Annotated in this window: 30 protein-coding genes; 11 read left to right on the top strand and 19 right to left on the bottom strand. The window is 71.3% G+C overall.

Annotated elements, in window-relative coordinates:
- Positions 1-21 precede the first annotated feature (21 nt).
- Genes ABT294_RS37840 through ABT294_RS37815 form a run of 6 tightly spaced genes read right to left on the bottom strand, consistent with a single transcriptional unit; the run spans position 22 to position 6,243 of the window.
- Positions 22-1,179 carry a S8 family serine peptidase gene (locus ABT294_RS37840; protein ID WP_350811225.1) on the bottom strand — a complete coding sequence of 386 codons (1,158 nt, stop codon included), beginning with the start codon at positions 1,177-1,179 and terminating at the stop codon, positions 22-24.
- Positions 1,173-2,075: a hypothetical protein gene (locus tag ABT294_RS37835; RefSeq protein ID WP_350811224.1), complete on the bottom strand. Its 903-nt coding sequence runs from the start codon at positions 2,073-2,075 to the stop codon at positions 1,173-1,175. Before ABT294_RS37835 ends, ABT294_RS37840 begins: the two co-directional genes overlap by 7 nt.
- Positions 2,076-2,132: 57 nt before the next feature.
- Positions 2,133-3,347 carry a S8 family serine peptidase gene (locus ABT294_RS37830; RefSeq protein ID WP_350811223.1) on the bottom strand — a complete coding sequence of 405 codons (1,215 nt, stop codon included), beginning with the start codon at positions 3,345-3,347 and terminating at the stop codon, positions 2,133-2,135.
- Complete coding sequence (locus ABT294_RS37825; protein WP_350811221.1) at positions 3,341-4,060, bottom strand: hypothetical protein; 720 nt, start codon at positions 4,058-4,060, stop codon at positions 3,341-3,343. The genes ABT294_RS37830 and ABT294_RS37825 overlap by 7 nt, the downstream gene beginning before the upstream one ends.
- A gap of 57 nt (positions 4,061-4,117) precedes the next feature.
- A complete protein-coding gene (gene moeZ, locus ABT294_RS37820) occupies positions 4,118-5,299 on the bottom strand; it encodes an adenylyltransferase/sulfurtransferase MoeZ (RefSeq protein ID WP_350811220.1) in 1,182 nt (393 codons plus the stop codon).
- Between the two features lie 44 nt (positions 5,300-5,343).
- Complete coding sequence (locus tag ABT294_RS37815; RefSeq protein ID WP_350811219.1) at positions 5,344-6,243, bottom strand: alpha/beta fold hydrolase; 900 nt, start codon at positions 6,241-6,243, stop codon at positions 5,344-5,346.
- 447 nt (positions 6,244-6,690) lie between these two features.
- Between ABT294_RS37815 and ABT294_RS37810 the strand changes: the two genes are divergently transcribed.
- Entirely contained in the window at positions 6,691-7,077 is a 387-nt protein-coding gene (locus tag ABT294_RS37810) for a hypothetical protein (protein ID WP_350811218.1), read from the top strand.
- A 408-nt stretch (positions 7,078-7,485) separates the two neighbouring features.
- Here ABT294_RS37810 and ku read toward each other — a convergent pair whose 3' ends face one another.
- On the bottom strand, positions 7,486-8,367 hold the full coding sequence (ku, locus tag ABT294_RS37805; RefSeq protein WP_350811217.1) for a non-homologous end joining protein Ku: 882 nt from the start codon (positions 8,365-8,367) through the stop codon (positions 7,486-7,488).
- 61 nt (positions 8,368-8,428) lie between these two features.
- On the opposite strand from ku, the gene ligD (ABT294_RS37800) reads away from it, so the two are divergent.
- The 5 genes from ligD (ABT294_RS37800) (at position 8,429) to ABT294_RS37780 (ending at position 11,453) form a co-directional block, all read left to right on the top strand.
- Positions 8,429-9,331, top strand: coding sequence for a non-homologous end-joining DNA ligase (gene ligD / locus ABT294_RS37800; RefSeq protein ID WP_350811216.1), 903 nt, complete (start codon positions 8,429-8,431; stop codon positions 9,329-9,331).
- Positions 9,328-10,200, top strand: coding sequence for a non-homologous end-joining DNA ligase (ligD, locus tag ABT294_RS37795; RefSeq protein ID WP_350811215.1), 873 nt, complete (start codon positions 9,328-9,330; stop codon positions 10,198-10,200). The genes ligD (ABT294_RS37800) and ligD (ABT294_RS37795) overlap by 4 nt, the downstream gene beginning before the upstream one ends.
- A 32-nt stretch (positions 10,201-10,232) precedes the next feature.
- Entirely contained in the window at positions 10,233-10,451 is a 219-nt protein-coding gene (locus tag ABT294_RS37790; RefSeq protein ID WP_350811214.1) for a hypothetical protein, read from the top strand.
- A gap of 63 nt (positions 10,452-10,514) precedes the next feature.
- The gene (locus ABT294_RS37785; protein WP_350811213.1) at positions 10,515-11,135 is read left to right on the top strand and encodes a TetR/AcrR family transcriptional regulator; all 621 of its coding nucleotides are present in this window, start codon (positions 10,515-10,517) and stop codon (positions 11,133-11,135) included.
- Positions 11,136-11,222: 87 nt separating this feature from the next.
- Positions 11,223-11,453, top strand: coding sequence for a DUF3107 domain-containing protein (locus ABT294_RS37780; protein WP_350811212.1), 231 nt, complete (start codon positions 11,223-11,225; stop codon positions 11,451-11,453).
- Positions 11,454-11,635: 182 nt separating this feature from the next.
- Here ABT294_RS37780 and ABT294_RS37775 read toward each other — a convergent pair whose 3' ends face one another.
- A complete protein-coding gene (locus ABT294_RS37775; protein WP_350811211.1) occupies positions 11,636-12,295 on the bottom strand; it encodes a response regulator in 660 nt (219 codons plus the stop codon).
- Positions 12,288-13,535 (bottom strand): sensor histidine kinase, encoded by a 1,248-nt coding sequence (locus ABT294_RS37770; protein ID WP_350811210.1) that lies wholly within the window; start codon positions 13,533-13,535, stop codon positions 12,288-12,290. Before ABT294_RS37770 ends, ABT294_RS37775 begins: the two co-directional genes overlap by 8 nt.
- 93 nt (positions 13,536-13,628) lie before the next feature.
- On the opposite strand from ABT294_RS37770, the gene ABT294_RS37765 reads away from it, so the two are divergent.
- On the top strand, positions 13,629-14,735 hold the full coding sequence (locus ABT294_RS37765) for a hypothetical protein (protein WP_350811209.1): 1,107 nt from the start codon (positions 13,629-13,631) through the stop codon (positions 14,733-14,735).
- 295 nt (positions 14,736-15,030) lie between these two features.
- On the opposite strand, the gene ABT294_RS37760 is transcribed toward ABT294_RS37765, so the two are convergent.
- Positions 15,031-15,675: a ferritin-like fold-containing protein gene (locus ABT294_RS37760; RefSeq protein ID WP_350811208.1), complete on the bottom strand. Its 645-nt coding sequence runs from the start codon at positions 15,673-15,675 to the stop codon at positions 15,031-15,033.
- 339 nt (positions 15,676-16,014) lie between these two features.
- Between ABT294_RS37760 and ABT294_RS37755 the strand changes: the two genes are divergently transcribed.
- From ABT294_RS37755 to ABT294_RS37745, 3 genes are all read left to right on the top strand, one after another.
- Positions 16,015-17,715 carry a DEAD/DEAH box helicase gene (locus ABT294_RS37755; RefSeq protein WP_350811207.1) on the top strand — a complete coding sequence of 567 codons (1,701 nt, stop codon included), beginning with the start codon at positions 16,015-16,017 and terminating at the stop codon, positions 17,713-17,715.
- Positions 17,716-17,943: 228 nt separating this feature from the next.
- The gene (locus ABT294_RS37750; protein WP_350811206.1) at positions 17,944-18,834 is read left to right on the top strand and encodes an alpha/beta fold hydrolase; all 891 of its coding nucleotides are present in this window, start codon (positions 17,944-17,946) and stop codon (positions 18,832-18,834) included.
- Positions 18,835-18,847: 13 nt separating this feature from the next.
- On the top strand, positions 18,848-19,759 hold the full coding sequence (locus ABT294_RS37745; RefSeq protein ID WP_350811205.1) for an oxygenase MpaB family protein: 912 nt from the start codon (positions 18,848-18,850) through the stop codon (positions 19,757-19,759).
- On the opposite strand, the gene pqqE is transcribed toward ABT294_RS37745, so the two are convergent.
- From pqqE to ABT294_RS37700, 9 genes are all read right to left on the bottom strand, one after another.
- Complete coding sequence (pqqE, locus tag ABT294_RS37740; RefSeq protein WP_350811204.1) at positions 19,710-20,843, bottom strand: pyrroloquinoline quinone biosynthesis protein PqqE; 1,134 nt, start codon at positions 20,841-20,843, stop codon at positions 19,710-19,712. The two genes, ABT294_RS37745 and pqqE, sit on opposite strands and share 50 nt — an antisense overlap.
- The gene (gene pqqD / locus ABT294_RS37735; protein WP_350811203.1) at positions 20,840-21,079 is read right to left on the bottom strand and encodes a pyrroloquinoline quinone biosynthesis peptide chaperone PqqD; all 240 of its coding nucleotides are present in this window, start codon (positions 21,077-21,079) and stop codon (positions 20,840-20,842) included. The genes pqqE and pqqD overlap by 4 nt, the downstream gene beginning before the upstream one ends.
- Positions 21,079-21,747 (bottom strand): pyrroloquinoline-quinone synthase PqqC, encoded by a 669-nt coding sequence (pqqC, locus tag ABT294_RS37730; protein ID WP_350811202.1) that lies wholly within the window; start codon positions 21,745-21,747, stop codon positions 21,079-21,081. Before pqqC ends, pqqD begins: the two co-directional genes overlap by 1 nt.
- The gene (pqqB, locus tag ABT294_RS37725; RefSeq protein WP_350811201.1) at positions 21,744-22,556 is read right to left on the bottom strand and encodes a pyrroloquinoline quinone biosynthesis protein PqqB; all 813 of its coding nucleotides are present in this window, start codon (positions 22,554-22,556) and stop codon (positions 21,744-21,746) included. The genes pqqC and pqqB overlap by 4 nt, the downstream gene beginning before the upstream one ends.
- Before the next feature lie 12 nt (positions 22,557-22,568).
- Positions 22,569-22,724: a pyrroloquinoline quinone precursor peptide PqqA gene (gene pqqA, locus ABT294_RS37720; RefSeq protein ID WP_350811200.1), complete on the bottom strand. Its 156-nt coding sequence runs from the start codon at positions 22,722-22,724 to the stop codon at positions 22,569-22,571.
- A 101-nt stretch (positions 22,725-22,825) separates the two neighbouring features.
- Complete coding sequence (locus tag ABT294_RS37715; protein WP_350811199.1) at positions 22,826-24,001, bottom strand: MFS transporter; 1,176 nt, start codon at positions 23,999-24,001, stop codon at positions 22,826-22,828.
- Positions 24,002-24,052: 51 nt separating this feature from the next.
- Positions 24,053-24,961, bottom strand: a complete 909-nt coding sequence (locus tag ABT294_RS37710) for a RecB family exonuclease (protein ID WP_350811198.1) — start codon at positions 24,959-24,961, stop codon at positions 24,053-24,055.
- Positions 24,939-25,658, bottom strand: a complete 720-nt coding sequence (locus ABT294_RS37705; protein ID WP_350811197.1) for an MBL fold metallo-hydrolase — start codon at positions 25,656-25,658, stop codon at positions 24,939-24,941. The genes ABT294_RS37710 and ABT294_RS37705 overlap by 23 nt, the downstream gene beginning before the upstream one ends.
- 80 nt (positions 25,659-25,738) lie before the next feature.
- Positions 25,739-26,365, bottom strand: a complete 627-nt coding sequence (locus ABT294_RS37700) for a DUF6758 family protein (RefSeq protein ID WP_502912197.1) — start codon at positions 26,363-26,365, stop codon at positions 25,739-25,741.
- Positions 26,366-26,439: 74 nt separating this feature from the next.
- Between ABT294_RS37700 and ABT294_RS37695 the strand changes: the two genes are divergently transcribed.
- Positions 26,440-26,838 carry an NUDIX hydrolase gene (locus ABT294_RS37695; protein ID WP_350811196.1) on the top strand — a complete coding sequence of 133 codons (399 nt, stop codon included), beginning with the start codon at positions 26,440-26,442 and terminating at the stop codon, positions 26,836-26,838.
- The last annotated feature ends 10 nt before the right edge of the window (positions 26,839-26,848 follow it).

Below are 26,848 nucleotides of genomic sequence, written 5' to 3'. Positions count from 1 at the left end.
ACGCGGGACCATAGCGGATCTTTACCCCTTCCGCTGATTGAGCACGATGATCCCGCCGCAGAAGGTCACAAGTGCCAGCAGAACGCCCCCGCCGTACAGCCACAGCCGCCACGGATCAGGCCCTGGACGCGACGGCACCGGCGAGTTCTCCCCCGCCCCGAAGTGCTGGTCGTCGGGGACCGCGACGCCGCGCCGCTCGCCCGCGAGCCGGGCCGCGGCGTTGAGCGCCGCGCCGGCGTCGACCACGCCGAACCCGGTCTTGTCGTCGTACCCGATGGCCGGGCGGCCTCTGGCGCTGGCGGCCAGCGCCTGCGCGACCTGCTCGGGCCCCAGCCGGGGGTGGCGCGCCTTGATCAGCGCGGCCACGCCCGCGACGAGCGCGGCCGCCGAGCTGGTGCCCGCGGACAGCTCGTAGCCGCCCGCCCGCTTCGCCAGCGGCACGCCCACGCCCGGCGCTGAGACGAGCACCGACAGGTTGTCGCTGCTGAAGGCCGCGCCCTTGCCCTGTTTGTCCACGGCCGCCACCCCGATCACCCCCGGATACCCGGCGGGGAAGCTCCAGTAGGAGGTGCTGTTGTCCTTGGCGTACTTGGTCTGGCCGTCGTTGCCGACGGCGGCGACCAGCACGACGCCCTTGCCGAGCGCGTACGAGACCGCCTCGCGCTCCGACCTGAGCGGCCCGTAGGAGCCGATCGACATGCTGACGACCTGCACGCCGTGGTTGGCCGCGTATCGCAGCGCGCGTGCCAGCGGGCTGTCCTGCGCGGACTGCTGGTCCTCCTGGGGGGCGACCGAGTTGAGCGGGTCGTCCTCCTCCACCGACAGCGGCAGCGACAGGATGCGGGACTCGGGCGCGACCCCGACCAGCCCCTTGTCGGTGCCGGACCCGGCGATCAGCGCGGCCATGGCGGTGCCGTGCTCGCCGGGGGTCACCTGCTTCTCCAGGCTGGGCGAGGTCATGTCGGGCCCGAGGGTGACGCGGCCGCGCAGTTCCTTGAGCCCGGCGTCCACGCGGGTGTCGGCGACGGCGACGGTGACGCCCTTGCCCTTGGTGAGCGTCCAGGCCTGCTGGACGTTGAGCGCGTCGAGCACCCACTGCTGCTGCTCCCTGACGGGCGCCGCCGCGGGGCCCTGGATCGCGAGCAGCACGGCGGTCAGCGTGCGGACGGCGCTCAGCACACGTTCCCCTGGGTGCAGGGCGGGACCTTGGGCGGATCCGCCAGGAAGTAGGCGATCTGGCCGCCGATGGACTTGGCCGCCGGCCAGAGCTCACTGTGCAGGATCTCCTCCGGCGGGATGGCGGCCCTGGTGCGCCCGTCGGCGTAGCCCGCGGTGGAGAAGACGATGTACGGGCCCGCGCCCACCCAGCCGGTGCGCTGCCGCTGCTCGACGCCGAACCGCTCGGTCACCGTGCCGGGGAAGGAGACGGGTAGCACGCCGACCCGGTCGTCCTGGCCGAGCTGCTCGGTCGCGGAGACCCTGGACTGCTCGTCCTTCAGGACGGCGACGCCGACGGTGATGACGAACGTGGACGTCTGGTCGACGTAGGTCGCGCGCAGGACGGTGACGCACCCGTGCTCGGCGAGCACCCCGGCCACCGCGGAGTCCACGGCCTTGCCGCACTCGGTCTCGGGGGCGATGCCGACGCGCCTGGCGTACTGCTGGGCCCGGTCGAGGCCGACGTACTTGACCTCGTCCGGGAAGACGCCCGAGGCGGGCCACGCCTGCCAGCGCCTGGCGATCTCCTCCTGCTTGTAGCGGTTCTGCTCGTCCGGGGTGAGCGGGCGCGCCCTGGTCTCCTGGAACAGCCCGACGGTGCCGAGCAGCACCACCACGGCCGACACCGCGACGATGGCGCCCACCAGCATGACGAACCAGCGGCGGTAGCGGACGCCTTGGCGCAGCGCGGCCTGTTCGGCGCGTTCCTTGGCGGCGGCCGTGACACGGGTGCCCGCCGCGGGCCAGGAGCGCACGCGTGACCTGCGGCCGGTGGTGGCGCCGAGCGGGTTCCTCCGTCCCGGTGTGGCTCCTCCCCCGCCGCGTGGCAGCCCTGAGGTCGACCTACGTCCCTTCACCACCGCCTCGATCCTCGGTTCGCTCGTTGTCTCTTTCGTCCCCCTTGGGGGGGCGGATCATGCGTCTTGCCCATCCTGAGCCCGGCGTAGCCGCCTGACCAGCGCGAAGATGAACCCCAGCGACGCCAGCGCGCCCATGGCCGCCACGAGGGCGACCACGCCGTAGGTCGTGACGCGGCCGTGGTCCCTCGTGATGACCTTGACGGGGCCGGCGGAACCGCCGCCGACGCGCTGGGCGGGGTCCTGCGCCTGCGCGCCCTCGGCTGTCTGGGTGTGCGTGGCCAGCTTGCCCGCCTCGGCCAGCGCCTTGGCGGCGTTGACCACGCCGAACCCGGTTCCGGTGTCGTAGCCGCCGGGCGGGCGGTCGGTCGCACTGGCGGTCAGGGCCTGCACGACCAGCGGCGGCGACATATCCGGATATTTCGCTTTTATCAGGGCGGCCACTCCGGACACCAGCGCGGTCGCCTGCGAGGTGCCCCGGCCCACCCAGTACTCGTCGCCCGGCCCCGCGCCCATGATGTCCACGCCCGGCGCGGCCAGCACCACCGACGAGTTCCAGTTCGAGAACGTCGCCCGTCGCAGCCTCCGGTCGGTCGCCCCCACCGAGACCACCCCCGGGAAGGCCGCCGGATAGGAGTAGGGGGCGAACCCGCTCGCGTCGGGCTTGCCGTCGCCGTCGTTGCCCGCGGCGGCCACCAGCACCACGTTCCTGGAGATCGCGTAGCGGATCGCCGCCCGCTCCTCCCTGGTCGCCAGCTCCTTGGAGATCGACATGTTGATCACCTCGGCGCCCTGGTCGACCGCGTACCGGATGCCCCTGGCCACCACGTCCTCGAACTGCTCGGCCGAGTTGAACTCGCGGAACCCCGGCTCCTCGTCCTCCAGGATGACCCGGACCGACAGCAGCTTGGCCTCGGGGGCGACGCCGATGACACCCCGCTCTCCACCGGGCCCGTGGCCGTGGCCGGCGATCAGCGAGGCCATGTAGGTGCCGTGCAGGCGGCGCGGCTGCACCCCCGGCGGGTTGGCGCCCTCGGTGAAGTCCTTGCCCACCGTCACGGAGCCGGCCAGGTCGCGGTGGCGCGGATCGACGCCGGAGTCGAGGACGGCCACGGTGACGCCCGTGCCCTTGCTCTCCCGCCACGCCTTCGGGAGGTCGAGCGTGCTGATCACGGGCTGCTGCCCGCCGCGCACGTCGTCGGCCAGCGCGGGCGTCGCCGCGCCGAGCAGCGCCGCCGCGGCCACGGCGAGCACCCCGACACGCCTCAGCACTGCCACTCCGGTGAGGCGCAGTCGGGCATCCGCGGCGTGCTCAGGTCGGCCAGGACGTGCTCGGAGATCTCCGCGGCGAACGCGAAGATGGTCGGACGCTGCTCGCCCACGGCCTTCGCGGGCCGGCCGTCCACCTGCCCGGCCGTGGTCAGCACCAGGTAGGGGCCGGCCTGCCGGACGGAGCCCACCTGCCGCACCGGCGGGGTGAACCGGTCGGCGATCGTGCCCTCGAAGGCCAGCGGCCGCAGGCCCGGCACCGGCTTGCCCGTCTCGGGGAAGGCCGACTTGGCGCGGGCGGCGTCCACCTCGTCGGGCAGCGCGACCACGCCGACCGTGACCATCACTCCCTGTAGCGCGTCGATGTAGGTGGCGCGCAGCACCGCGCGGCAGCCCGTCGCGCGCAGCGTCCTGGCCGCCTTGGCGTCGACCGAGCCGGCGCACGCGGTGCGCGGGGAGATGCCGACGCGGCTGGCCCGCTCCTCGCCGCCCTGCTCCGCGGAGTACGGGAGCGTGGCGGGGAAGATCCGGCCCGCCTGCCAGGTGCGCCACCGCTCGGCCACCTCCCGTTTCGCCGCCGCGTGCAGCTCGGACGTGCTGGGCCCCCGGGTGAGCTCGGAGCCCGCCGCGCTGCCCGCGACTCCGGTGGCCACCGCGCAGACCAGGGTCAGCGCGGAGGCGGCCACGAGGGCGGGCCAGGGGCGGGCGTTGTTCACGCCAACGACCTTAATGCGGAGGACCGGATGTCATCCGCATTAAGGGCGGTATGGGTCTCAGTACGTCGGCAGGCTCGGGTCGACGGTCTTGACCCAGCTCAGCACGCCGCCGCCCACGTGGACGGCGTCGGAGAACCCGGCGTTCTTCACCACGGCGAGCGCCTCGGCCGAGCGCGCGCCCGACTTGCAGTGCAGCACGATGCGCTTGTCCTGCGGCAGCTTCTCCAGGGCGTTGCCGTTGAGGAACTCACCCTTGGGGATCAGCGTGGCGCCGGGGATGGAGACGATCTCGTACTCGTTCGGCTCGCGGACGTCGACGAGGAAGATGTTCTCGCCGTTGTCCTGCATCGCCTTGAGCTCCCGGGCGGTGATCGTGGAGCCGCTGGCGGCCTCGGCCGCCTCGTCGGAGATCGTGCCGCAGAACGCCTCGTAGTCGTCGAGCAGCTGCGTGACCGTGGGGTTCTTGCCGCAGAGCACGCACTCGGGGTCCTTGCGGACCTTGACGTCGCGGTACTTCATCTCCAGGGCGTCATAGATCATCAGCCGGCCGACGAGCGGGTCGCCGACGCCGGTGAGCAGCTTGATGGCCTCGTTGACCTGGATGGAGCCGATCGACGCGCACAGCACGCCGAGCACGCCGCCCTCGGCGCACGACGGGACCATGCCGGGAGGTGGGGGCTCGGGGTAGAGGCAGCGGTAGCAGGGGCCGTGCTCGGCCCAGAAGACGCTGGCCTGGCCGTCGAAGCGGTAGATCGAGCCCCAGACGTACGGCTTGCCGAGCAGCACCGCGGCGTCGTTCACCATGTAGCGGGTGGCGAAGTTGTCGGTGCCGTCGACGATGAGGTCGTAGCCGGAGAAGATCTCCATCACGTTCTCGGTGGTCAGCGCCGTGTTGTGGATGACGACGTCGACCAGCGGGTTGATCTCCCGGACCGAGGCGGCGGCGCTCTCGGCCTTCAGCCTGCCCACGTCGGACTGGCCGTGGATGATCTGGCGCTGCAGGTTGGACTCGTCGACGACGTCGAAGTCGATGATGCCGAGCGTGCCGACGCCCGCCGCCGCGAGGTACATGAGCGCGGGCGAGCCGAGCCCCCCGGCGCCCACACACAGCACCTTGGCGTTCTTCAGCCGCTTCTGCCCGGCCATCCCCACGTCGGGGATGATCAGGTGGCGCGAGTAGCGGCGCACTTCGTCGACGGTCAGCTCGGCGGCCGGCTCGACCAGCGGTGGCAACGACACTTTCTACGCTCCCGTTTCCAGGGGGTCCTGTCCCTCACTGAAACCTACTTGGCGAGTGGGGCATTCCCCAATCGCGTCTCACCGATCAGACGGCGCGCTTCGGCGGCCACGACCTGCGGCATCTCCATCATCGCCACGTGCCCGGCGCGCGGCAGCAGCACCAGCCTGACCTGGCGGAAGGTCCTGCCCGCCTTGGCGGCCATCGCCGGCCGGACCAGGCGGTCGCGCCTGCCGTGGACGATCAGGGTCGGCGCCTGGATCCTCCCGGCCTGGCGCCACAGGTTCTCCTCGCCCCGGCGGAAGTACTCCGCCACGATGCCCCGGGCCGAGCCGATCATGGCCGCGCCCGCGTGCGGCAGGCCGTCGCGCCTGCGCAGCTCGTCGACGGCCTCGCGCAGCCGCTCCGGGTGCACGGACTCCGCGTCGGCCCAGACCATCGCGAAGCTCGCGCTGATCCGCTGCTCTGCCGGGATCATCCTCATCTTGGCCGCCACCCACTCCCCCAGCCTGGGAGTCGCCGCGGCGGCGATGCGGGCGGGCCCGTACCTGGGCATCAGGTCGGGCAGCGCGGGCGAGATGAGCGTGAGCGAGCGCACCAGGTCCGGACGGGTGGCGGCGACCCGGACGGCGACCGCGCCGCCGAGCGAGTTGCCGAACAGGTGGGAGGGGCCCGTCTCCTCCAGCAGCCCGGCCACGGCGCGGGCGTGACCGGCGACGGTGTAGTCGCCGTCAGCTGGGGCGGGGGAGAACCCGGCGCCCGGCAGGTCGATGGCGTGGCCCGTGACCACGTCCTTCAGCTCGTCCATCAAGTCTGTCCAGTTGGTGGCGGAACCGGCCAGCCCGTGCACGAACACGGCCTGCTCCGGAGCGCCGTCCGGGGTGGATCTGACGTGTACCGAGCCGATCGTCCGTCCTGGCCAGTGCGGGATCGGCGCTGTTGGCATGCGACCTCCTTCTCGCTCAGTCCACGATAACCGGCCCCGGCCCGCCATAATTCCCATTTCACACAAATACGGATTTACTGGTACTTATTCGGACATTCTACGCATTGGACCTTGCCTCAACCGTTCGCCACGGAGTGCGTCGCCACCGCCTCGGGCGAACCACGAGACGGCGGCATCCGCAACCCCCTCCCTGTCAATCGGAGTGGTTGCGCAGGCATCCGAGAGACAGGGGCGAAAACGGACAAATCCTGTCATTTCATTTCATAAATACTTAATGCAAGCAATGAGATTGTTAGTGTATAGCAAAAGAGGACGACTGCCGTTTGCGTGGCCTGCGCGCCGGAAATGAAATCGCATGGATGACGCATTAGTCGTCATCCGAGATATTTTTCGATCAGTCCGGAAAATATCTAGAACGGGGCAACCGATCCTTTAGGGGGGAATTCAATGCCCAAGTTCAAGAGTGTCCTCGCGGGCCTTGCGGTCAGCACCGCCATGACCGGTGGAATCGTCAGCCTGGGCGGGCTGGCCACTGCGAGCGCCGCCAACGCCACGACTGCCTCCGCCAGCACCGGCACGTCCGTCCTCACCTGGGGCTGCGGCCGCCGCTGCGGCGGCTGGGGCGGCGGCGGTGGCTGGGGCGGTCGTCAGGGCCGTCAGCGGGTGAAGGTCAGGGTCCGCATCCACAACAACAACACCAACAACGTCCGCGGCTTCTCGGACGCTGACGCCCGCCAGCGCCAGGACAACGAGGCGGAGGCGCGTCAGCGTCAGCAGGAGCGTCAGTTCCAGTTCAACCGGAACGACGACGAGAACGAGCAGGAAGAGGACTAGTCACCGCGCGGTGGCGCCCCACGTGGGCGTCCCCCGCAGAGGCCAGTCGAGGACGTAGCCATGTGACCGGCTCCCGGTCGAGGTGAGTTCCGGACGCGCGGCTGAGTGCCTGTGTTCTCCAGGATCATCGTTTCGCCACGGCAGGCGATGACCCCGTACAGAACACAGGCACTCTAAAAAGGCCGCCGGCCCGGAATTCGCCCGGAGAATTCGTTCTCCCATGGCGTTCCGGCGGAATGGATAGTGGATTCGTCCCATCTCTCCCTCGGAAACTCTTCAAAGGCGCCTTCGGCAATGTCGCCGAAGGCGCCTTTTTCTTGTCTTATCCCGGCGGTCTTCTCCCTGCGCGGCCGCGAAGCCTGAAGGGAGACCCGCGAGCGCGACGACCCGGTCAGGCCGACTTGCCAGTTAGGCCGACTTGCGGGGCTTGCGCTTCGGGGCCTTCTCCTCGGCGTCCTTGGCGGTCTCCTTCGACGCCTTGGCCGACTTGCCTGGCTTGGCCGGCTCGCCGGTCCGCTCCCGCTTGGCCGCCTCGACGCTCGCCCGCAGCGCGGCCATGAGGTCCACGGCGGGGCCGGCCTCCTCCTCGGCCTCCGGCGGCGCGATGACCTCCTTGCCCGCCACCTTCGCCTCGATCACTTCCTGCAGGGCCTCGCGGTAGGCGTCGCGGTACTCGGTCGGGTCGAAGTCCGCCTCCATCGTGCTGATCAGCGACTCGGCCATCTGCAGTTCCTGCGGCCGTACCTCGACGTCCTCGTCCAGGAAGGCGAAGTCGGGCTTGCGGATCTCGTCCGGCCAGAACATGGTCTCCAGCACGAACACGCCGTCGCGCACCCGCAGCGTGGCCAGCGACTCGCGCTGGCGCAGCGCCACCTTGACCACCGCGACCTGCCCCGAGCTCTCCAGCGCGTTCCTGAGGAGCGTGTACGGCTTCGCCCCCTGGCCGTCGGGCTCCAGGTAGTACGACTTGGCGAAGTAGATCGGGTCGATCTGGTCGGCGGGGGTGAACTGGAGGACGTCGATCCTGCGCGAGGTGCTGAGCGGGAGGTCCTCGAAGTCCTCGTCGGTGAGCACCACGATCTCGCCCGTGGCCAGCTCGTAGCCCTTGGCGATGTCGGAGTACGAGACCTCCTCACCGTCTAGCGTGCACACGCGCTTGTAGCGGATCCTGCCGCCGTCCTCGCGGTGAACCTGGTGGAAGGTGACGTCCTTCTGCTCCGTCGCGGAGTAGACCTTGATCGGGATGGTGACCAGCCCAAAGGAGATCGCACCTTTCCAGATGCTGCGCATGGGGCAACTCCTCAGCTGTAGCGCGGATCCAGATGGGCACATACCCGTCATGGGGCGACCAATGCCAACCCAGATCGAACCAATGCTGGCCGTACCTGGGGAACTTCCCCTGGATCGCGAGCGGTACGGCCTGGAGGTCAAGTGGGACGGCATCCGGGCGCTCGTCCACCTGAACGGCGGGCTGAGGGTGACGGGACGGCACGGAGCCGACTACACCCGCCGGTACCCCGAAATTTCGGGGTTCGGGGTGAAGAGTGCGGTGATCGACGGCGAGGTCGTGGCGCTGGACCCGCGCGGCAGGCCCAGCTTCGTCCGCCTGCAGCACCGCATGCACCTGACCGACCCGGAACCCCGGATGCTGGAGCTGTACCCCGTCGCGTACCTGCCCTTCGACCTGCTCTACCTGGACGGCCTGCCCCTGTTCGACCTGTCCTACCGCGACCGGCGCAGCCTGCTCGACGAGCTGGACATCGGCGCCCCGCCCTACTTCCCCGGCGACTCCGACCTGCTGGCCGCCACCCGAGAGCAGGGGCTGGAAGGCGTGGTCGCCAAGCGGCTCGACTCGCCGTACCGGCCGGGCGTGCGCTCCCCGTGGTGGGTGAAGGTCAAGCACCTGAGCACCACGGAGGTCGTGATCGGCGGCTGGAAACCCGGCAAGGGCCGCCGCGCGGGCGGGATCGGCTCGCTGCTCATGGGCGTGTTCACCGGCGACGGGCTGACCTACGTCGGGCACGTCGGCACCGGCTTCACCGACGCCGCGCTGGACCGGCTGCACACGCTCCTGCGACCGTTGGAGGTGCCGAAGAACCCCTTCCGCAACGAGCCGCCCTGGCGCAACCGCTGGGTTAGACCCGAACTGGTCGGGGAGGTGGGCTACACGATGTGGACCGACGAGCTGAGGCTGCGCCATCCGGTGTGGCGCGGGCTGCGTCCCGACAGGATCCCCGCGGAGGTGACACGGTGAAGGTGCCGGTCAGGGTGGACGGCCGGGAGCTGGTACTGACCAACCTGGACAAGGTGCTCTACCCGGAGATCGGCTTCACCAAGGCCGAGGTCATCGACTACTACAGCCGCGTGGCCCCGGCCATCCTCCCCCACCTCCGGGGCCGTCCGCTGACCGCCAAGCGCTACCCCAACGGCGTCGACGCGGCGTTCTTCTTCGAGAAGAACGCCCCGGAACACACCCCCAGGTGGATCAGGAAGGTCAGGCTGCCCGTGCCGGGCAGCACCAAGAACCGCGAGACCATCGACTTCGCGATCGTGAACGACCTGCCGACGCTCGCCTTCTACGCCAACCTGGCCGCCCTGGAACTGCACGTGCCGCAGTGGCGGGTCTCGGACGACGGCGAGGCGCTGCCGCCCGACACGCTCGTCTTCGACCTCGACCCCGGCCCGCCCGCGACCGTCGTCGAGTGCTGCCAGGTGGCGCTCATGCTCAGGGAGGTCCTCCAGGCGGAGGGCCTCGCCGCCAGGCCGAAGACCAGCGGCAACAAGGGCATGCAGCTCTACGCCGACTGGGACTGCCGCGAGGAGCCGTCCGTGTACGCCAGGCGGATCGCCAGGTTCCTGGAGAAGGAGCGGCCGAAGCAGGTGGTCAGCGTGATGACCAAGAAGCTCAGGCCGGGCAAGGTGTTCATCGACTGGAGCCAGAACAACCCGGCCAAGACCACCGTCGCGCCGTACTCGCTGCGCGCCGTGCGGCGTCCGGCCGTCTCGACGCCGCTGCTGTGGAAGGAGGTCGAAAGCTGCGAGCACCCCGACGACCTGGTGTTCACCGCACCGGACGTGCTCGCCAGAGTGGAGGAACACGGCGACCTTTTCGCTCAGGCGTAGTCTGGACCCGTCCACACCTAGAGGGGGACCTGATGTCGGAGATGGACACCCGCGGGAACGACAGCACCATCCTCGAGGGCGAGCGGGAACGGCCGATCGAGGCTCCGGAGGTCGACGCGGCCGAGCAGTACAGCCAGATGCGCGAAGAGGCCGGCAGGCTGAGCGAGGAGCTTCCGCTCGAGGTCAACCCGGCCGACGCCGCCGAACAGGATCGCCTGGTCGGCCAGGACGATGATGACGACTATCGATGAGCGGCCGGTGCCTCGCCCGTAGGATGTCCCAACCAACCCCATGAGAACCCACTGGAGACCCGCGTGACCGCCACCCCGGATGCCAAACCCCGGGGCACACGGCTGCCCCGGCTAGCCCGCCGCCGTCAGCTCCTCAGCGCCGCGCAGGAAGTGTTCGTGGAAAACGGCTATCACGCCGCCGCCATGGACGAGATCGCCGACCGGGCAGGGGTCAGCAAGCCCGTCCTGTACCAGCACTTCCCCGGCAAGCTCGAACTGTATCTGGCCCTGCTCGACCTCCACGTCGACGACATGATCAACCGTTGTCGCGAGGCGCTGGCCTCCACCCACGAGAACAAGCTCCGCGTCCAGGCCACGTTCAGCGCGTTCTTCGACTTCGTCTCCACCCAGGGCGAGGCGTTCCGCCTCGTCTTCGAGTCCGACCTGCGCAACGTGGCGCCCGTGCGGCAGCGCGTGGAGCGCTCGCTGCGCGAGTGCGCGGAGATGGTGAGCGCGGTGATCCAGGAGGACACCGGCTGCACCAGCGACGAGGCCCACCTGCTCGGCATCGGGCTGGTCGGCATGGCCGAGGTGAGCGCCCGCTACTGGGTCACCACGCACGGCTCCATCCCCAAGGACGCGGCCGAGCAGCTGATGGCCCGGCTGGCCTGGCGCGGCATCAGCGGTTTTCCGCGTACGGCTTAACTCGTTCGCTCGGCGCGGATCTTCTGCGCTTTCGCGCTGGCCACGCGCGACGATGGGGTGAGCTGGTGCCCGTCGAAAGGGAACACGATGGAAGTGAAGATCGGCGTACGATCCGTACACCGTGAGCTCGTTGTCGAGACCGAGCTTTCGTCCGAGCAGGTCGAAGAGGAAATCAGGAGCGCGCTCGCCGTCGAACGCGGGTTGTTCGCGCTGACCGACGTGAAGGGCAGGCGCGTGATCATCCCGGTCGCCTCGATCGGGTTCATCGAGATCGGCGAGGACGAAGCCAGGCCCGTCGGCTTCGGCGGCACCCTGTAGCCGCCCGGCCCCCACTCCCGGGTCCGCATGACCAAGGCTGTCGTCGGCCCCACCGGCAGAGTTCCGTTCCACGCCTGCCAGGCGAGCGTGCGGCTGTCCCCTGCCTGTCGTGAGAGCCGCACGCCGAGGGTGTGACGGAATTTGTCGTCGGGGTGCGGCTCGCGGGCCGTACCCCTGCCCGGCTACTCGACCAGCCCGGTTCGCCACGCCCATGCGGCCATCTCGACGCGGTTGCGCGCACCCAGCTTGCGTTGCAGGCTCTGCACGTGCGTCTTCACCGTGCTCGGCGCGATGAACAGCTCCTGTGCGATCTCGCCGTTGGCGTGGCCGCGTGCCAGCAGGCGCAGCACGTCCTCCTCCCGTTCCGTCAAGGGGACGTCCCGGGCCGACGGCTTCCCCACCACCCGCTTGAGCAGCTTGACGGTGATCGACGGGCTCACCAGCGCGTCACCCGCCACGGCGGCCCGCACGGCTTCGAGGAGCAGCGCCGGGCCCGAGTGCTTGAGCACGTACCCGCAGGCTCCGTTGCGCAGCGCCGCGTGGACGTACTCGTCGTGGTCGAACGCCGTCAGCACCACCACGCGCAGCCCCTCGGCCGCCAGCACCCTGGTGACCTCGGTGCCGTCGAGCTTGGGCATCTCGATGTCGCACAGCACCACGTCCGGCCGGAGCCTCCTGGCCGCCTCGACGGCCGCCGCGCCGTCGCCGCACTCCGCGACGACGCTCACGCCGGGCCTGCTCTCCAGGATCAGCCGCAACCCCGCCCTGACGATCTCCTGATCGTCGGCCAGCAGGACGCGGACGGGCGGTTCGGCCGCCGTCGGACCGGGCGTGTCAGTCATCGCCGCGCACTCTACCGAGCCCCGCCCCGCCGAGATCCGCCGCACTGACGTCCGGCGCCGCACCTGCGAGGTCCGGGGCCACGCCGTCGAGCGGTAGCGCTGCGGTCACCGTCCAGCCGCCGGGCTCGCTGGGGCCCGCCCTGAGGACGCCCCCGAGCGACCGCACCCGCTCTGCCAGCCCCGCCAGCCCCAGCCCGCTCCCCTTCCCCGCCCCGGACCGCGCCGCCGGCTCCCCGACGGCGGCGTCCGGGAGGAGGCCATCGGCGGTCGCGGCAGCCGGGGGTGGGGTGTTGGTCACGGTGACGGTGAGGGTGGTGGACGTCGGCGTCACCGTCACGGCCACGTGCGGCGACCGTGGCGCGTGCCGTCGCACGTTGGTCAGGGCCTCCACGACGATCCTGGCCGCCGTCCTGCTGACCCGGCGCGAGACGGGCGCCCGGGCGAGGGCGAGCGTGGCGACGCAGGTACCGGCGGCGGAGAAGTCCTCGACCAGGCGGGGCAGGTCCTCCAGCGTCGGGGTCTGCTCCGCCGTCCCCTCCTCGCGCCCCTCGTCGTGCAGCGCCCGGACGGTCGCCCCGAGCGACGCCAGCGCCCGCTGCCCGGTGGACTCGATGCGGCGCAGCATGTCCTGCTCGCTCCCCGCCCGCACCTGCCCCACCTGTGCCTGGATGACGAGTTCGGTCAGGTCGTGGGCGACGAAGTCGTGCAGGTCCCTGGCCAGTTCCAGGAGCTGCGCGCGCCGCGCGGCCGCCACGGAACGTCCCCGCTCGGCGTCGAGCCAGCGCAGGTGCGCGCCGATCGCCGCCGCCCCCACGCCTCCGAGCCCCCAGAACGCGCAGAGCGCCGCGCCTTCCAGCAGCGACCCCGGGGCGACGATGCGGAGCGCGAGCAGCGACTCGGCCATCCCTCCCGCCACTCCCGCGGCGACCGCCTGGCGGACGGGCGCCGTCCTGACCACGGTGGCCAGCAGCAGGAGAAAGGCGAGCGTCTCCGGGTAGAGCCACGCGCCTCCGCGCCCGGCTCCGGCGAGCGTCGCGCTCACCGACAGCAGCGCGACCGCGAGCAGGACCGGCGCGGCCCGGCGACGCGTCCGGGGCCACCACACCGCCACCGCCGCCGTGGCGGAGCAGGCCGCCAGGGAGGACGCCACCGCCCAGGGGGACGCGGCAGGAACCGTCAGCAGCCCGACGACCACCACCACGGCCAGGACGAGCACCGCCGCCGAGAGCTTGCCGTACACGGCCACGAGCCTACGGAATCTCCTCCCCCTGGCCGACCCCGCTCCCCTCGGGAGGGGATCCGCCGGTGGGCGGCCGGAGCCGACGATGGCGGCATGAGAGGGATCTGGAGCCGGTGGCCGTTCTGGACGGCGTACGCGGCGCTGCTGTGGTCGATGGTCTACACCGTCCTGGGGACGTACTGGGCGCTGGGAGGCGCGGGCTTCCCGTTCGGCGCGGCGGACGTCAACGCCGCGAGCAACGGGGACCTGCTGGCGGGCGTGACGGCGCCGGTGACCGGCTGGGTCGTCGCGGGCCTCGGCCTCGGCGGGACGGTCGTGGCCGCGGCGATGGCCGGGCGTCGAAGGGCGCTTCGTCCGGCGCTGCTCTGCTACGGGTACGCGATGGCGGCGTTGCTGGCCGTCGTGCTGCCGGAGATCCGGGCGGTCAAGTACATGCCGCCGCTCGGGCTCCTGGCCTTCTTCCTGCCGAACCTGCGTCCCGACTGGCCGACGGGGAACTTCGTCGTGCTGATGGTCGGCGGGCTCGTGTGGGCGGCGGCGACGCTCGGCTACCAGCGGGCCGTGGCGGGCTGCTGCGCCAACTGCGGGCGCGGCGGCTCCGGCCGGGTGGCGGCGTGGCTGGCCCGGTGGGGGCGGGTGGTGACCTACGTCGCCGTCGGCGCGCCGTGGGCCTACGCGTCGATGCGCGTCCTGTGGGCGCTGGACGTCCCCATCGGCACGGAGCAGGCGCTCCTCGACCTGATCAACTCGGGGAACGGCGGCGGCAACGGCACCAGGATCATGGAGCTCTCGCTGGCCGGCATGTGCGCGTGCGGCTCGCTGCTGACGGTCGGGCTGATCCGGCGCTGGGGCGAGGTGTGGCCCCGATGGGTCCCGGGGCTCGCGGGCGGGAGGGTGCCTCCCGCGTTCCCGATCGCGTTCGCGGGCGTGACCGCCTTCAGCCTGACGGCCACCGGGCTGTCGTGGTCGCGGGGCTTCTACCGGGTCGTCGCCGACGGGTTCGTCTCCGACCTCGACGGCTACCGCATCGACGCGGTCTACTATCTGCCCGGCCCCGCGTTCCTGGTGTGGGGCGTCGCGCTGGGCGTGGCGGCCTTCGCCTACTACCACCGGCGCAGGGGGCAGTGCGCGCACTGCCGTCCGGAAGATGGGCGGGCCGCCGCCGGAGCGTTGAGCACCAGGCCCCGGCCCGCCGCGTAGGGGTCAGCCTTCGGCGGTCGAACACCAGGCCCGGCCCGCCGCGTAGGCGTCAGCCTTCGGCGCAGGCGCGCGGCGCGCCGATCCGGCATCCGCGAGGTCGCCGGCGCCGGGGGACGTCGTCGTGGCTCGGCTCGATGGTCGGGCAGGCCGCGCTCCCCCTCCACAACACGGCGCGCGAGGTCCAGCGATTCGGCCCACATCTGGTCAGGGAACTGCCGTAGCGGCGCGAGGCCCTCATGTTCGCACGGTACAACCGTTCGCGCTCTCGCGCCGCTCGATACGCGGACCGGCCGCCTCAGAGGCCGAGCGCGGCCATCCGCCTGTTGTGCGCCTCGGTCAGTCTGGCGAACAGCCGGGAGATCTCGGCCTGGTCGTCGGGCGCCGCCTCGACGAGCAGCCGCGCCAGCTCCGGACGGGCCGCGGCGACCTGCTGGCTCTGGCTGAGCGCCTCGCCCACCAGGCGGCGCGCCCACAGCGCCAGCCGTCCGGCCGCCGTCGGATCCGCCCGCAGCCCGGCCCTGACCCGTTCCACCGCGAACTCCGAGCGGCCCTCGTCGGCCAGGACCTCGTCGACCAGCTTGCCGATCGACGGGTCCAGGTGGCTGGCGGCCTCGCGGTAGAAGTCGAGCGCGATGCCGACTCCCACGTACGCCTTGACCAGCGCCTGTAGCCAGTCGCCCGGCTTGGTCTGGGTGTGCCAGGCGTCCAGCGCCGGGGCGAACGGCGACATCGCCTGCTCGGGGTCGGCGCCCAGTTCGGACAGCCGGTCGCGGAGCAGGCGGAAGTGCGCGTACTCGGCCACGGCCAGCTCGCTCAGCGCGGCCTGGTCGGCCAGCGAGGGGGCCAGGACCGCGGCGTCCTCGGTCATCCGGGCGAACGCGCTGAGCTCCGCGTAGGCCAGCACACCGAGCAGGTCGACGACACCAGGGGACTCGTTCATGGAACGCAGCGTACTTCGGGAACAACGGGAAACTCGGCCTGCGTTGTGGTATCGAGTACACTGCTCTGTGAAAGTGCGACCGCACTGTGTTAATTCGGGGCGATCTGCCCCGATAGCCCCCGTTCCCCGGGTCAGCGGTCGCTGATGACATGAGAGGGCTGGCTCTACCGCGAGGACCCAAGTACGGCGAATTCCACCGCCCGTCGGTCCCGGCAGGCCCGCCTTCATTTGAGACTGAGGCAGGCCAAGCTGACGACTTTCCGAGACCTGGGAGTCACACCAGAAATCGCCGATGCCCTCGAGACCGAGGGCATCACCACGCCATTCCCGATCCAGGAAATGGCCCTTCCCCTCGCCCTGAGCGGCCAGGACCTTATCGGCCAGGCACGCACCGGCACCGGCAAGACCTACGCGTTCGGCATCGCCATGCTCCAGAGCATCGGCAAGCCGCGCAAGAACCGCAAGAAGCCGCGCGGGCTCGTCATCGTCCCGACCCGCGAACTGGCGGTGCAGGTCAGTGAAGACCTCGTCACCGCCGCGGGCAAGCTCGGCTCCCGCGTCCTGACCGTGTACGGCGGACGCGCGTACGAGCCGCAGATCGAGGCGCTCAAGGCCGGCGTCGACGTGATCGTCGGCACCCCGGGCCGTCTGCTCGACCTGGTCAAGCAGAAGCACCTCGACCTGGGCCAGATCACCTCGCTCGTGCTCGACGAGGCCGACCGCATGCTCGACCTGGGCTTCCTGCCCGACATCGAGCGCATCTTCAAGCTGATCCCCGCGCAGCGGCAGACCATGCTCTTCTCGGCGACGATGCCGGGCGAGATCGTCTCGCTGTCGCGCAAGTACCTCAACCGTCCCACGCACGTCCGCGCAGAGCACGACAGCGGCGAGGGTGAGACCACTCCGCAGGTCCGCCAGCTCGTCTGGCGCGCCCACCGGATGGACAAGATCGAGATCGTCTCGCGGCTGCTCCAGGCCGAGGGGCGCGGGCTCACCATGGTCTTCTGCGAGACCAAGCGGGCCTGCGACATGGTCGCGGAGCAGCTCGACACGCGTGGTTTCGCGGTCGCGGCCGTCCACGGCGACCTCGGGCAGGGCCAGCGCGAGCAGGCGCTGCGCGCCTTCCGCAACGGCAAGATCGACGTGCTGGTCGCCACCGACGTGGCCGCGCGCGGCATCGACATCGACGACGTCACCCACGTGGTCAACTACGACTGCCCCACCGACGACAAGACCTACGTGCACCGCATCGGCCGCACCGGCCGGGCCGGGCGCACGGGCATCTCGGTCACGTTCGTCGAGTGGGAGGAGCTGACCCGCTGGAAGATGATCAACCAGATGCTCGGCCTCGAGTTCGCCGAGCCCGAGGAGACCTACTCCACCTCACCGCACGTCTACAGCGAGCTGGGCATCCCCGAGGGCACCAAGGGCGTCCTGCCGCACGCCAACCGCTCGCGGGCGGGGCTGTCGGCGGAACGCATCGAGGACCTCGGCGAGACCGGTCGCGCCCGCGCCCGTGGCGGCAAGCGCCGCGACGAGCGCGAGGAGCGTCCGCCCCGCACGCCACGCCAGCGCCGCCGCACGCGCGGCGGCCAACCCACGGAAGAGGTCACAGCCGTCGATATGCCGGAGGTCGAGCTGATGGACAGTCGCCGCCGTCCCCGCAGGTCCGAGGAGACGCCTGCGATCATCTCCGCGGACGAGATCGAGGCCGCCGCCGAGCCGCGCCGTACCCGGACTCGCACCCGGGTCGCCGACCAGGCGCCGGTCACGGAGCCCGCCGTCGAGCAGGCCCCCGTCCGGGAGCAGGTTCAGGCGGTCGCCGAGCCCGAGCCGAGCTTCCTCACCACGCCGCCTGCTCCGGTGCGTTCGGAGCCGGAGCGCATCGTCCCGGCCAGCCCGTTCACGGTGATCTTCCAGTCGCCTGACCTGGCGTCCGACGACGACGACATCGCCCCGTCGGCGGCGAGCGAGCGGCAGCAGCAGCGTCGCTCCCGTCCGCGCGGCAACAACAACAACAACCGCCGCCGCGCGGGCTGACCTCAACCGAGGCACCCGCACGGCACGCCTGAGGCGCGCGTCGCATACCACGACGCGCGCTTCTCGGTTCTTCGGACGCCCCGTCGCGAGGCGCCATCGCCGTCCAGATCGGCGGAACCGCCGTCCAGGCATGCCGGTTCGCTCATACGCGACAAGTCACCAGAATCCGGACCAGTGTGCACAGTTCGCCGGTGTCGAGGCGCTGACCTCGGGGTATTGTTGCCCCACGTGAGTACGCCGCGATTCCTCAATCTGCCTCCTGGCGTCGCGCCCCGGAAGCTCGAGACGCCCCAGGGCACGTTCGCGGCTCTTGAGGCGCTTCCTGTCAGCGGTGTGGTGGAACGCTGGCCCGCGCTCCTCGTGCCCGGCCTGACGGGCAGCAAGGAAGACTTCATCGCGGTCCTGCAGACGCTGGCCCAGTCCGGGCGCCGGGTGGTCGCCGTCGACCTGCGCGGCCAGTACGAGACGGCCGGCCCCGACGACCCCGGGGCGTACACCTGCGCGGCGCTCGGCGCCGACGTCGACCTGGTGGCCCAGGCGATCGCGGGCGGCGAGCCGGTGCACCTGGTGGGCCACTCCTTCGGCGGGCTGGTCGCGCGTGAGGCCGTCATCGACGGACGGGTCAAGTTCGCCTCGTTCACGCTGATGAGCTCGGGCCCGGCGGCCATCGTGGGGCCGCGCGCCCAGCACGGCAGGAAGATCATGGAGGAGGTCCCCGCGAGGGGGCTCGAGCACGTGTGGGCCACCGGGTTCGAGCCCGAGGCGCTGGCCAACGGGGTCCCCGACGACATCCTGGAGTTCCTGCACAAGCGGCTGCTCGCCAACTCCCCCGTCGGCCTGGCGACGATGGCCGAGCAGGTGCTCACCATGCACGACCGCACCGACGAGCTGCGCCAGATCGAGGTGCCCACGCTGGTGCTGTTCGGCGAGCACGACGACGGCTGGCCGACGGAGCTGCAGTCGGAGATGGCGGCGAGGCTGGGCGCGGAGTTCATGGTGCTGCCCGGCGCGGCCCACTCTCCCGCCGTGGAGGCGCCGGAGACGACGGCGGCGGCGCTGGTCGGGTTCTGGAACACCGCAGAAACCCACTACTTGGACACTCGGTCCAATGTCATGTAATGATGCACTTACTATGGCGATCAGCGAAGAACTCGCCGCCCAACCGCCACAGAGCGCGACCTGGCAGGTCCACCTCGACCGCTCGATGTGGGTCGGCGGCGTCCGAGGGCTCATGCTCCAGGCGCTGCACCCGGTGGCGATGCGCGGCGTCTGGCAGAACTCCAACTTCCAGGAGGACCCGTTCGGGCGGCTCCGCCGTACCGCCGACTTCGTCGGGAGGGTGACGTTCGGCAGCCCGGAGGAGGCCGACGAGATCGGCATGCGGGTGCGCGGCATCCACAAGCGGCTGCGCGTCAACGACCCCGACACCGGCCGGACCTACCGGGTCGACGACCCCGAGCTGCTGCTCTGGGTGCACTGCGCGGAGGTCTCGTCCTACCTGGAGGTGGCCAGGCGCGGCGGGCTCGCGCTGACCGAGCGCGAGGCCGACCGCTACCTGAACGAGCAGCGAAAGAGCGCCTCGTACGTCGGCCTGCACCCCGACGACGTGCCGGGCTCGTGCGCCGAGATGGACGCCTTCCTCAAGCAGGCCCGCCCCGGCCTGCGGGTCACCGAGGAGGCGGCCTCCACGGTCCGGTTCCTGCTCTGGCCCAGGCTGCCGGCGGAGCTGCGGATGCTGTCGCCGGGCAAGCCCGCCTACTTCCCGTTCGGCGCGCTGTGTTACTACACGCTGCCGGAGTGGGCGAGGCGGATGTACGGCGTGCTGCCGGAGGTCCCGCCGGCCACGGTGACGGCGGCGCTGAAGGCGTTCAGGCTGGGCATGAACGCGCTGCCCGAGAGCGTGCACGACCACGCGTTCACGCCGTCCACCAGGGACATGCTGCGCCGCTCGCGCGAGCGCTGCGCCGCCGCGGGGTACGACGTCAGCAGGGGCCTCAGGGGCCTGACCGACCCTCGGCGCTGGCCGAAGGCGCAGGCGGCCTGACCGGTTCGTCCGTGGGTGCGCGGCCGGGCGCGGGGCTCCGGTACGTCCAGGGGCCGCCGGCTGCCAGGTCGGTGATGAGGTGGTGGTCGGGTGACAGGGCGCAGGCCGGGTCGGTGCGCGTGGGGTCGCCGGTCAGCGCGTACGCCTGGCAGCGGCAGCCGCCGAAGTCCACCTCCCTGCGCGGGCAGCTCCGGCACGGCTCGCCCATCCAGGACGTGCCCCGGTAGGCGTCGAAGGCGGCAGAGCGCTCCCAGATCCAGCTCAGCGCGTGGTCGCGGACGTTCGGGAGGTCCAGCGGCAGGTCGTAGGCGGCGGGGCAGGGCAGCACCCGGCCGTCGGGTGCGACGGTGAGCGAGATCGCCCCCCAACCGCCCATGCACGGCTTCGGCATCCCATCGAAGTAATCCGGAATCACCCAGATCAGCTCGACATCCGTCTTCTCACGATATTTCTGGACCACCGCCTCCGCCCGCGCGAGCTGCTCCCTCGTCGGCAGCAAGGCGGACCTGTTGACCAGCCCCCACCCGTAGAACTGCGTGTTGGCCAGCTCGATGCGCTCAACCCCCCACGACAGCCCCAGCTCGATGATCTCGCCGACGGCGTCCAGGTTCTCCCTGTGCAGCACCACGTTGAGCCCGAGCGGCAGCCCACGGGCGGTCACCAGCGCCGCCGCCCGCTCCTTGCGCGCGAACGACCTGCGCCCGGCGATCCGGTCGGACTCGCCCACCGTCGCCGCCTGCACCGACAGCTGCACGCTGCGCAGCCCGGCCGCGGCCAGCTCGCCCAGCCGCCGCTCGGTGAGGCCGACGCCGCTGGTGACGAGCTGCGTGTAGACGCCCTCCTGCTCGGCGGTCGCCACGATGTCGGCCAGATCCGCCCTGAGCAACGGCTCGCCGCCCGACAGGTGCGCGTGGACGACGCCGAGCGCCGCCGCCTCCTCGATGACCCGCTGCCACTCCGCCGTGCCGAGCTCGCCCGACCTGGCCGCCAGCTCGACCGGGTTGGAGCAGTACGGGCAGCGCAACGGGCAGGCGTGGGTGAGCTCGGCCAGCATGGCCCACGGAGCCTTCCCCAACGGGTTCATCGCAGCCAGCCCTCCCCGCGCACGCGTTCCAGGAACCCCTCCACGTCGCCCTCTCCGGCCTCGGGGAACTCGGCGACGATCTCCTCGACGGTTCGCCGGCCGTCGCAGAGGCCGACGATGGCCGCCGCCTCCTCGTTCAGCACGACGATCCGCTCCGGGACGATGAGCAAGTCCGCCTGCCGTACCCGGTCGTGGCGGAGGACGGCCGCGGGTGACAGGGCGGGACGCCAGGTCATCAGTAGGCTCCGTCCACGGCGTCGAGCAGCGCCCACAGCACGTCGCACTTGAAGGCGAGCGCCGCGATCGCCCGGTCCTGGTCGGCGCGGCTGCGCGCCCAGTCGAGGACGAGCTCGAGGGCCTCGCCGCTGTCCTGGCGGCCCTGGGTGACGCGGATCTGGAAGTAGCGCAGCCCGTCCTGGTCGATCCACGGATAGTGCCGCTCGAAGGCGGCGATCCTGGTGCGCATCAGGTCGGGGGCGAACAGTTCGGTCAGCGAGGCGGCCACGGCCTCCAGCGTCGAGCCGTTGCGGCACAGGTTCACGTAGCCGTCCACCGCCAACCGGACGCCCGGCAGGACCCCCTCGCCCGACAGCAGCAGGCCGCGGTCGAGCCCGGCGGCCTCGCCCAGGCGCAGCCACCGCTCGATGCCGCCCTCGCCCGGCCTGACGCCGTCGTGGTCCTGGATCCTGCGCAGCCACATCCGGCGCAGTTCCGGCGTCTCCAGCTTGGCCAGGACGTAGGCGTCCTTGATGGGGATGTGCCGCTGGTAGTGGAAGCGGTTGAGTATCCAGCCCCGCAGCTCGTCGCGGCTCAGCCCGCCCGCGTGCATCCGCTGGTTGAACGGGTGCAGGTGGTGGTAGCGCTTCTCCGGTACGGCGCGCAGCTCGGCCTCGAAGGCGTTCAAAGGTCGATCACCATCCCGTCGGCGGCCACCTCGACGCCCAGCTCGGCCAGCACCTTGTGCTGCTCGGCGGCCGGGTCCACGAGGGGGTTGGTGTTGTTGAGGTGGGTGTAGAGGCAGCGGGTGTCCAGCCGTGACAGGCGTTCCATGGTGGCCTCGATCGGGAGGTGGCCCATCTCGGTCGCGGTCCTGCTGGAGATGCCGGTGCGGCGGGGCTCCTCGTCGTCCCAGAACGTGCCGTCGACGATCACGCAGTCGGCCTGTTCGAGAGCCTCCGTGTCGGGCCAGGCGCCCATCGCGGGCGCGTAGATCAGGGTGGAGTCGCCGTCGGTGATCCTCAGCGCCGACACCCAGCCGGACGGTCCCGGCTCCGTCGCGTAGCGGGGGCGCTTGTCCGAGATGGGGAGGGCGTCGGCGTCGTGCCAGGCGAGCTGGACGTACGGGGCCAGGATGTCGGCGAAGGGACGCAACGCCTGCCGCACGGCCGGGGTGGCGTGAATCTCCAGCGTGTCGGCCTCCCTGAGGCGGAGCAGGCCGATGGTGTGGTCGAGTTCGGCGTCGGTGAGGATGACGCCGCGGAGCGGCGACTCGCGTGGGCCCGGGCCGGGACGCAGCCACGGGCAGCTCTCGATCTGGTCGGTGATGTCGGGGGTGGCGTTGACGACGTAGCACCCGGATGCCAGCCGCACGGCGAGGCTGGCGTGACGCCGCACGCGGGCGGGGTGGGCGCGCGCCCCGGAGCAGCCGGGGCACGCGCAGTTCCACTGGGGCACGCCGCCACCGGCCGCGGTGCCGAGCACCTGCAGTCGCATGGCGTCCGCGCCCTACCTGGTGGCCAGGAAGTACGCGGTCATCTCCATGGACGCCTCGACGACCTGGTAGTCGGGCTTGTGCCAGGTGGTCTCCTCGCCACGGGAGCGGACCTTCTTCGCATGCGTCCTGGGCGGCTGCTTCTTGCCCTTTTCCGTCGGCTGGGCCATGCGACGTGCACCTGCCTTCCATAGGTGGTTACCACCGATATGACGAGAGAAGAGCAAGATAGTCAATGCTTAGATCGGAGCTTTTCCCCGGAAATTTCAACTTATGGGGTTGGTTGCCCCTTCAAGCGGGGTTCTTCATCCGATGTCTTGACCGGCAGCACGGCCCCCACCACCAGGACGGCCACCGAGGCGGCGACCATCGCCCACCCGCTGGCCCCCATCCCGGACGGATCGAACAGCACCCCCGTAACCGAGGACGCCGCCGCCGCGCCCACGAACCGCGAGCCCTGGAAGAAGCCCACCGCCACGCCCGTGTCGCGCCGGTCCGCGTGCACGAACACCAGCGAGTTCAGGGCGAACTGGCTGAACGCGGACGCCAGCCCGAGCAGCCCCGTCGCCACCAGCACCACCCCGACCGGCCCCACCAGGAACATCACGCAGGACCCTGCCGCCAGCAGCACCGAGCTCACGACCAGCACGACTCGCAGCCCCGCCCGCGCGGCCAGCGCCACGGCCACGGGCGTCACCACGATCGCCAGCCCCGCCATGGGAAGCAGCAGCAGCCCCGCGACGTGCGCGGGCAGCCTCGCCGAACGCTGCGCCCACAGCGGCACAGCGAAGAACGCCAGGTAGAAGACGACGTTGACGAGCGCGTACTGCCCGCAGGTCGCCAGCAGCGCGGGACGCAGCCGGGGCAGCCACGCCTGCCGTCCCGCTCCCCTGCCGAGTTCGGGCAGCCAGCGCAGCGCCGCCACCAGCGCGACCGCCGCCAGGGGCAGGTTGACCAGGAAGACGGCCCGCCAGCCCCAGAGCGTCACCAGGAACCCGGCGAGCACCGGCCCGGCGGCGGCGCTGGCCGTCAGCACCATCGAGATCATGGCGATGACCCGCGGGGGCGGCCTGCCGTCCTGCTTCGCCCTGATGATCGCCATGCCCGCCGGGAACGTGGCGCAGCTCCCGAACGCCTGGAGCAGCCGCATCGCGACCAGCAGCGGGAAGGTCGGGGCCAGGGCGGCGAGCAGGCCGGTGACCGCGACGGTGACGAGCCCGGCGCAGAACACCAGCCGCGGCCCGAGCCTGTCGGCCAGCGCCCCCATGAACGGGGGCACGACGACGGCGGCCAGGTAGAACCCGGCGGCGAGCCAGGTGACGGCGGCGATCCCGACGTGGAACTCGGCCTCGATATGGGCGAGCGCCACCGCGATCATGGACGAGTTCAGCGGGTTGAACAGCGCGCCGAGCGCCACCGCCATCGGTAATCGCCCTATGCGGTCCACATCACGACCATAACCGGCGATCTCGCGCGTGCCGAGACCGCCGGGAGGGGCTCAGTCGGCCAGGCCGTCCCAGGGCGTGCGGTCGGGGGCCGCTGCCAGGCCCTCGGGGCAGTGACGGCGGAAGTCGCACCACGAGCAGAGGGGGCCGGGGCTGGGGGCGAAGTGCTCGTCGAGCTCGGGCGGCACCGCGGGCGCCGCAGCGGCCCCTGCCGGTGCTCCCCGCGTGCTCTTCGCCGGGATCCTGTCGCGGTAGCGCTCGTCGGCCGCCGCCGCCTCGTCGGCGATCTCCTCGGCGCGCCCCAGGTGGCGGGCGAGGGACTCGTCGGTGTGCCGCCACTCGATGACCTCACCCGTGGGCAGGTGGTGCAGCTCCACCTGGTGGCAGGGCGTGCGCATCATCCGGGACGCCGCGACCGCGTAGATCGCCAGCGCGAGCGACGAGCGCGCGTCGTCCTGGGTGAGGGGCCGGCGTCCGGTCTTGTAGTCGACCACGACCAGCTCCTCGCCGCGCCGGTCGAGACGGTCGATGCGCCCCGACACCGCGATGACCTTGGTGCGGGTCGCCACCGTGCGTTCCACGCCCACCGGGTCGTCGGACGGGTCGAGGGTCGCGACGTATCCGGACACGAGGTCGCGGGCGCGCCCCAGCCAGTGGGCCGACTGCTCCCTGTCTCTGAAGCCCTCGGTGATCCAGCCGTTGGTGAGCAGGATGGCCGCGGTGAGCGGGGTCCGTCGCTCGTACGGCTCGCGCCACCAGCCCGCGAGGGCGTTGTGCACGCTGGCGCCGACGCTGTTGTGCGCCCACGCCGGCCCCTTGGGCGGCTGCGGCCGGTCGAGATAGGTGAACCGGTAGCGGCGCCGGCAGTCGAGCCAGGTGTTCAACCGCGACGGCGTGCACGAGTAGAGCCGCCGCGGCATCCCCTCCAGCGGAAGCTGGTCATGCACCCTGGTCGTCGCCATGGTTGAGCCTGATTCCGGAGGCCTTGGTGCCGTCGATGAGCGGCCCCTCCTCCTCGGGCTCCGTACGGGTCAGCGAGCCCGACACCCAGTCGTCGAAGTGCGGCTCGAGGTCGCCGACGGTGACCTCTTCACCGTGGCAACCCAGCACGCGGGTCTCGCCGGGCAGCGTGAACAGCCGCCCGCCGATCGCGGTGAGCTGGTCGGCCAGGGCCGGGTACTCGCCGCCGATCTTGCCGGGGCCGTCGGCCAGAAGGGTCTTGCCGGTGAACACGGCCCCGAGCGCCTCGCTGTAGAGCGAGACCCCGCCCGGAGTCACGCCCGGCGTCTCCATGACGTCGAGCTGGATGTCGGCCACGCCGAAGGCGCCGTCGTCCTCCATGTCGATGTCGGGCCAGGTCTCGCGCCAGGTCTCGCGCCACAGCGGCTTGTCCTTGGGATGGAGGGCGATCACCGCCTCGTCGCGGCTCGCGACCTCGATGGCCGCGCCGACGTGGTCGGGCAGGCCGTGCGTGCAGATGACGGCCAGCACCTCACGCTCGCCGACCTGCTCCAGGATCTTCTCGGCGTCACGCGCCGGGTCGATGACGATCACCTCGTCGTCGTCGCCCACGATCCAGGTGTTGTTCTCGACCTTCTCATGGGTGCCGTCGGTGTCGACGACGCCCTCGGTCACCACTCGCTCGATACGCGCTGTCACGCCTCCGCACTCTAGTCCGTCTGGATGAGAGAGCGAATCGCGTCGCCCGGCGAGTACCGAAAGAACCGGCCGTTTCGGTGCTAGCCGCCGAGTCTGGGCGACAGCGCGCCGAAGGGCACGTCCAGGTCGTGGTCGCGCAGATCCCACAGGCTGAGCTCGGCCAGCGCGATGAGGCAGCCCGCCTCGAAGGGCCAGGCGATGACCCACAGCCAGTTGCCGAGCGCCTCGCCCACGTAGACGGCCCTGTCGGCGGCGCCCTTCACGCACCACAGCGGCGTCGGATGCCCGAGCACCTCGATCTTGGCGTTCGGCGGGCCCGAGTCGAACCCGCTGCCGGGGTCGGTGCCCTCCAGCCCAGCGAAGGCCGCGCCGAGCCCCACGCCCGGTTCCTCGGCGACGACCAGCAGGTCGGCGGGCCCTTCCACGAAGGAGGGCCCGCTCAGCGCGACCACGCTGGCTCTGGCCCCCGTCCGCTGGTCGCCCGCCGAGGCGAACCCGGTCACCAGCCATCCGGACGGCAGCGGCCACGGCAGCCACACCGGGACCACGGCGGCCTTACGTACGATTTCCAGGGATTCGCCCGACGGTGGGTGCGGCGGCTGATAGGGGGCTACGTCGCCGTGTGCGTCACAACGCCATGCGCTTGACCACACACTCGGCTCGTGCACGGGGCCGAAACATCGCGGGCAGGTCGGGGCCGCTCTCACAGCTACCCACGGTGCTTCCTCCGGCGGCTCTCCGTCAAGGCCGCATCCCGATATCCCGTCGTAATCTTGACCATGTGCGCGTAAATTGTGTCGGCGCGATCATTTTCGACGCCTCCGCCCGGCTTCTGCTGATCCGGCGCGGGCGGCCGCCGGACGAGGGCCTCTGGTCGATCCCCGGCGGACGGGTCGAGCCCGGGGAGAGCGACGCGGCGGCCGTGCGCCGCGAGGTGCTGGAGGAGACCGGGCTGCGGGTCACAGTGGGAGCCCTGATGGGCGCGGTGGACCGTCCGGGGCCCGGCGGGGCCACGTACGCGATCCGCGACTACCGGGCCACGGTGGCGTCGGGGACGCTCACCGCGGGAGACGACGCCGTCGACGCCCGCTGGTACCCCCTGGACGAGGTGGCCCGCCTCCCGCTCATCCACGGCCTGCTGGACACGCTGACGGAGTGGGACGCGCTCCGGCCGCCGTGAGTGAGACGCT

Origin of the sequence: Nonomuraea sp. NPDC000554 (genome assembly GCF_040300065.1) — a bacterium.
Lineage (GTDB): Bacteria > Actinomycetota > Actinomycetes > Streptosporangiales > Streptosporangiaceae > Nonomuraea.
Note: the sequence above shows the minus strand (reverse complement) of the source record. Positions and strands in the feature narration are given on the sequence as shown.

Bases quoted from the DNA above. Each gene is read 5' to 3' on its own strand.
- ABT294_RS37815 (WP_350811219.1), bottom strand. From the start codon at position 6,243: ATGCCAACAGCGCCGATCCCGCACTGGCCAGGACGGACGATCGGCTCG.
- ABT294_RS37775 (WP_350811211.1), bottom strand. From the start codon at position 12,295: ATGACTGACACGCCCGGTCCGACGGCGGCCGAACCGCCCGTCCGCGTC.
- ABT294_RS37745 (WP_350811205.1), top strand. From the start codon at position 18,848: ATGGCGATCAGCGAAGAACTCGCCGCCCAACCGCCACAGAGCGCGACC.
- ABT294_RS37765 (WP_350811209.1), top strand. From the start codon at position 13,629: ATGAGAGGGATCTGGAGCCGGTGGCCGTTCTGGACGGCGTACGCGGCG.
- ligD (WP_350811216.1), top strand. From the start codon at position 8,429: ATGCCAACCCAGATCGAACCAATGCTGGCCGTACCTGGGGAACTTCCC.
- ABT294_RS37760 (WP_350811208.1), bottom strand. From the start codon at position 15,675: ATGAACGAGTCCCCTGGTGTCGTCGACCTGCTCGGTGTGCTGGCCTAC.
- pqqE (WP_350811204.1), bottom strand. From the start codon at position 20,843: ATGAACCCGTTGGGGAAGGCTCCGTGGGCCATGCTGGCCGAGCTCACC.
- pqqD (WP_350811203.1), bottom strand. From the start codon at position 21,079: ATGACCTGGCGTCCCGCCCTGTCACCCGCGGCCGTCCTCCGCCACGAC.
- ABT294_RS37755 (WP_350811207.1), top strand. From the start codon at position 16,015: ATGGCCCTTCCCCTCGCCCTGAGCGGCCAGGACCTTATCGGCCAGGCA.
- ABT294_RS37780 (WP_350811212.1), top strand. From the start codon at position 11,223: ATGGAAGTGAAGATCGGCGTACGATCCGTACACCGTGAGCTCGTTGTC.
- ABT294_RS37710 (WP_350811198.1), bottom strand. From the start codon at position 24,961: ATGGCGACGACCAGGGTGCATGACCAGCTTCCGCTGGAGGGGATGCCG.
- pqqB (WP_350811201.1), bottom strand. From the start codon at position 22,556: ATGCGACTGCAGGTGCTCGGCACCGCGGCCGGTGGCGGCGTGCCCCAG.
- pqqA (WP_350811200.1), bottom strand. From the start codon at position 22,724: ATGGCCCAGCCGACGGAAAAGGGCAAGAAGCAGCCGCCCAGGACGCAT.
- ku (WP_350811217.1), bottom strand. From the start codon at position 8,367: ATGCGCAGCATCTGGAAAGGTGCGATCTCCTTTGGGCTGGTCACCATC.
- ABT294_RS37810 (WP_350811218.1), top strand. From the start codon at position 6,691: ATGCCCAAGTTCAAGAGTGTCCTCGCGGGCCTTGCGGTCAGCACCGCC.
- ABT294_RS37790 (WP_350811214.1), top strand. From the start codon at position 10,233: ATGTCGGAGATGGACACCCGCGGGAACGACAGCACCATCCTCGAGGGC.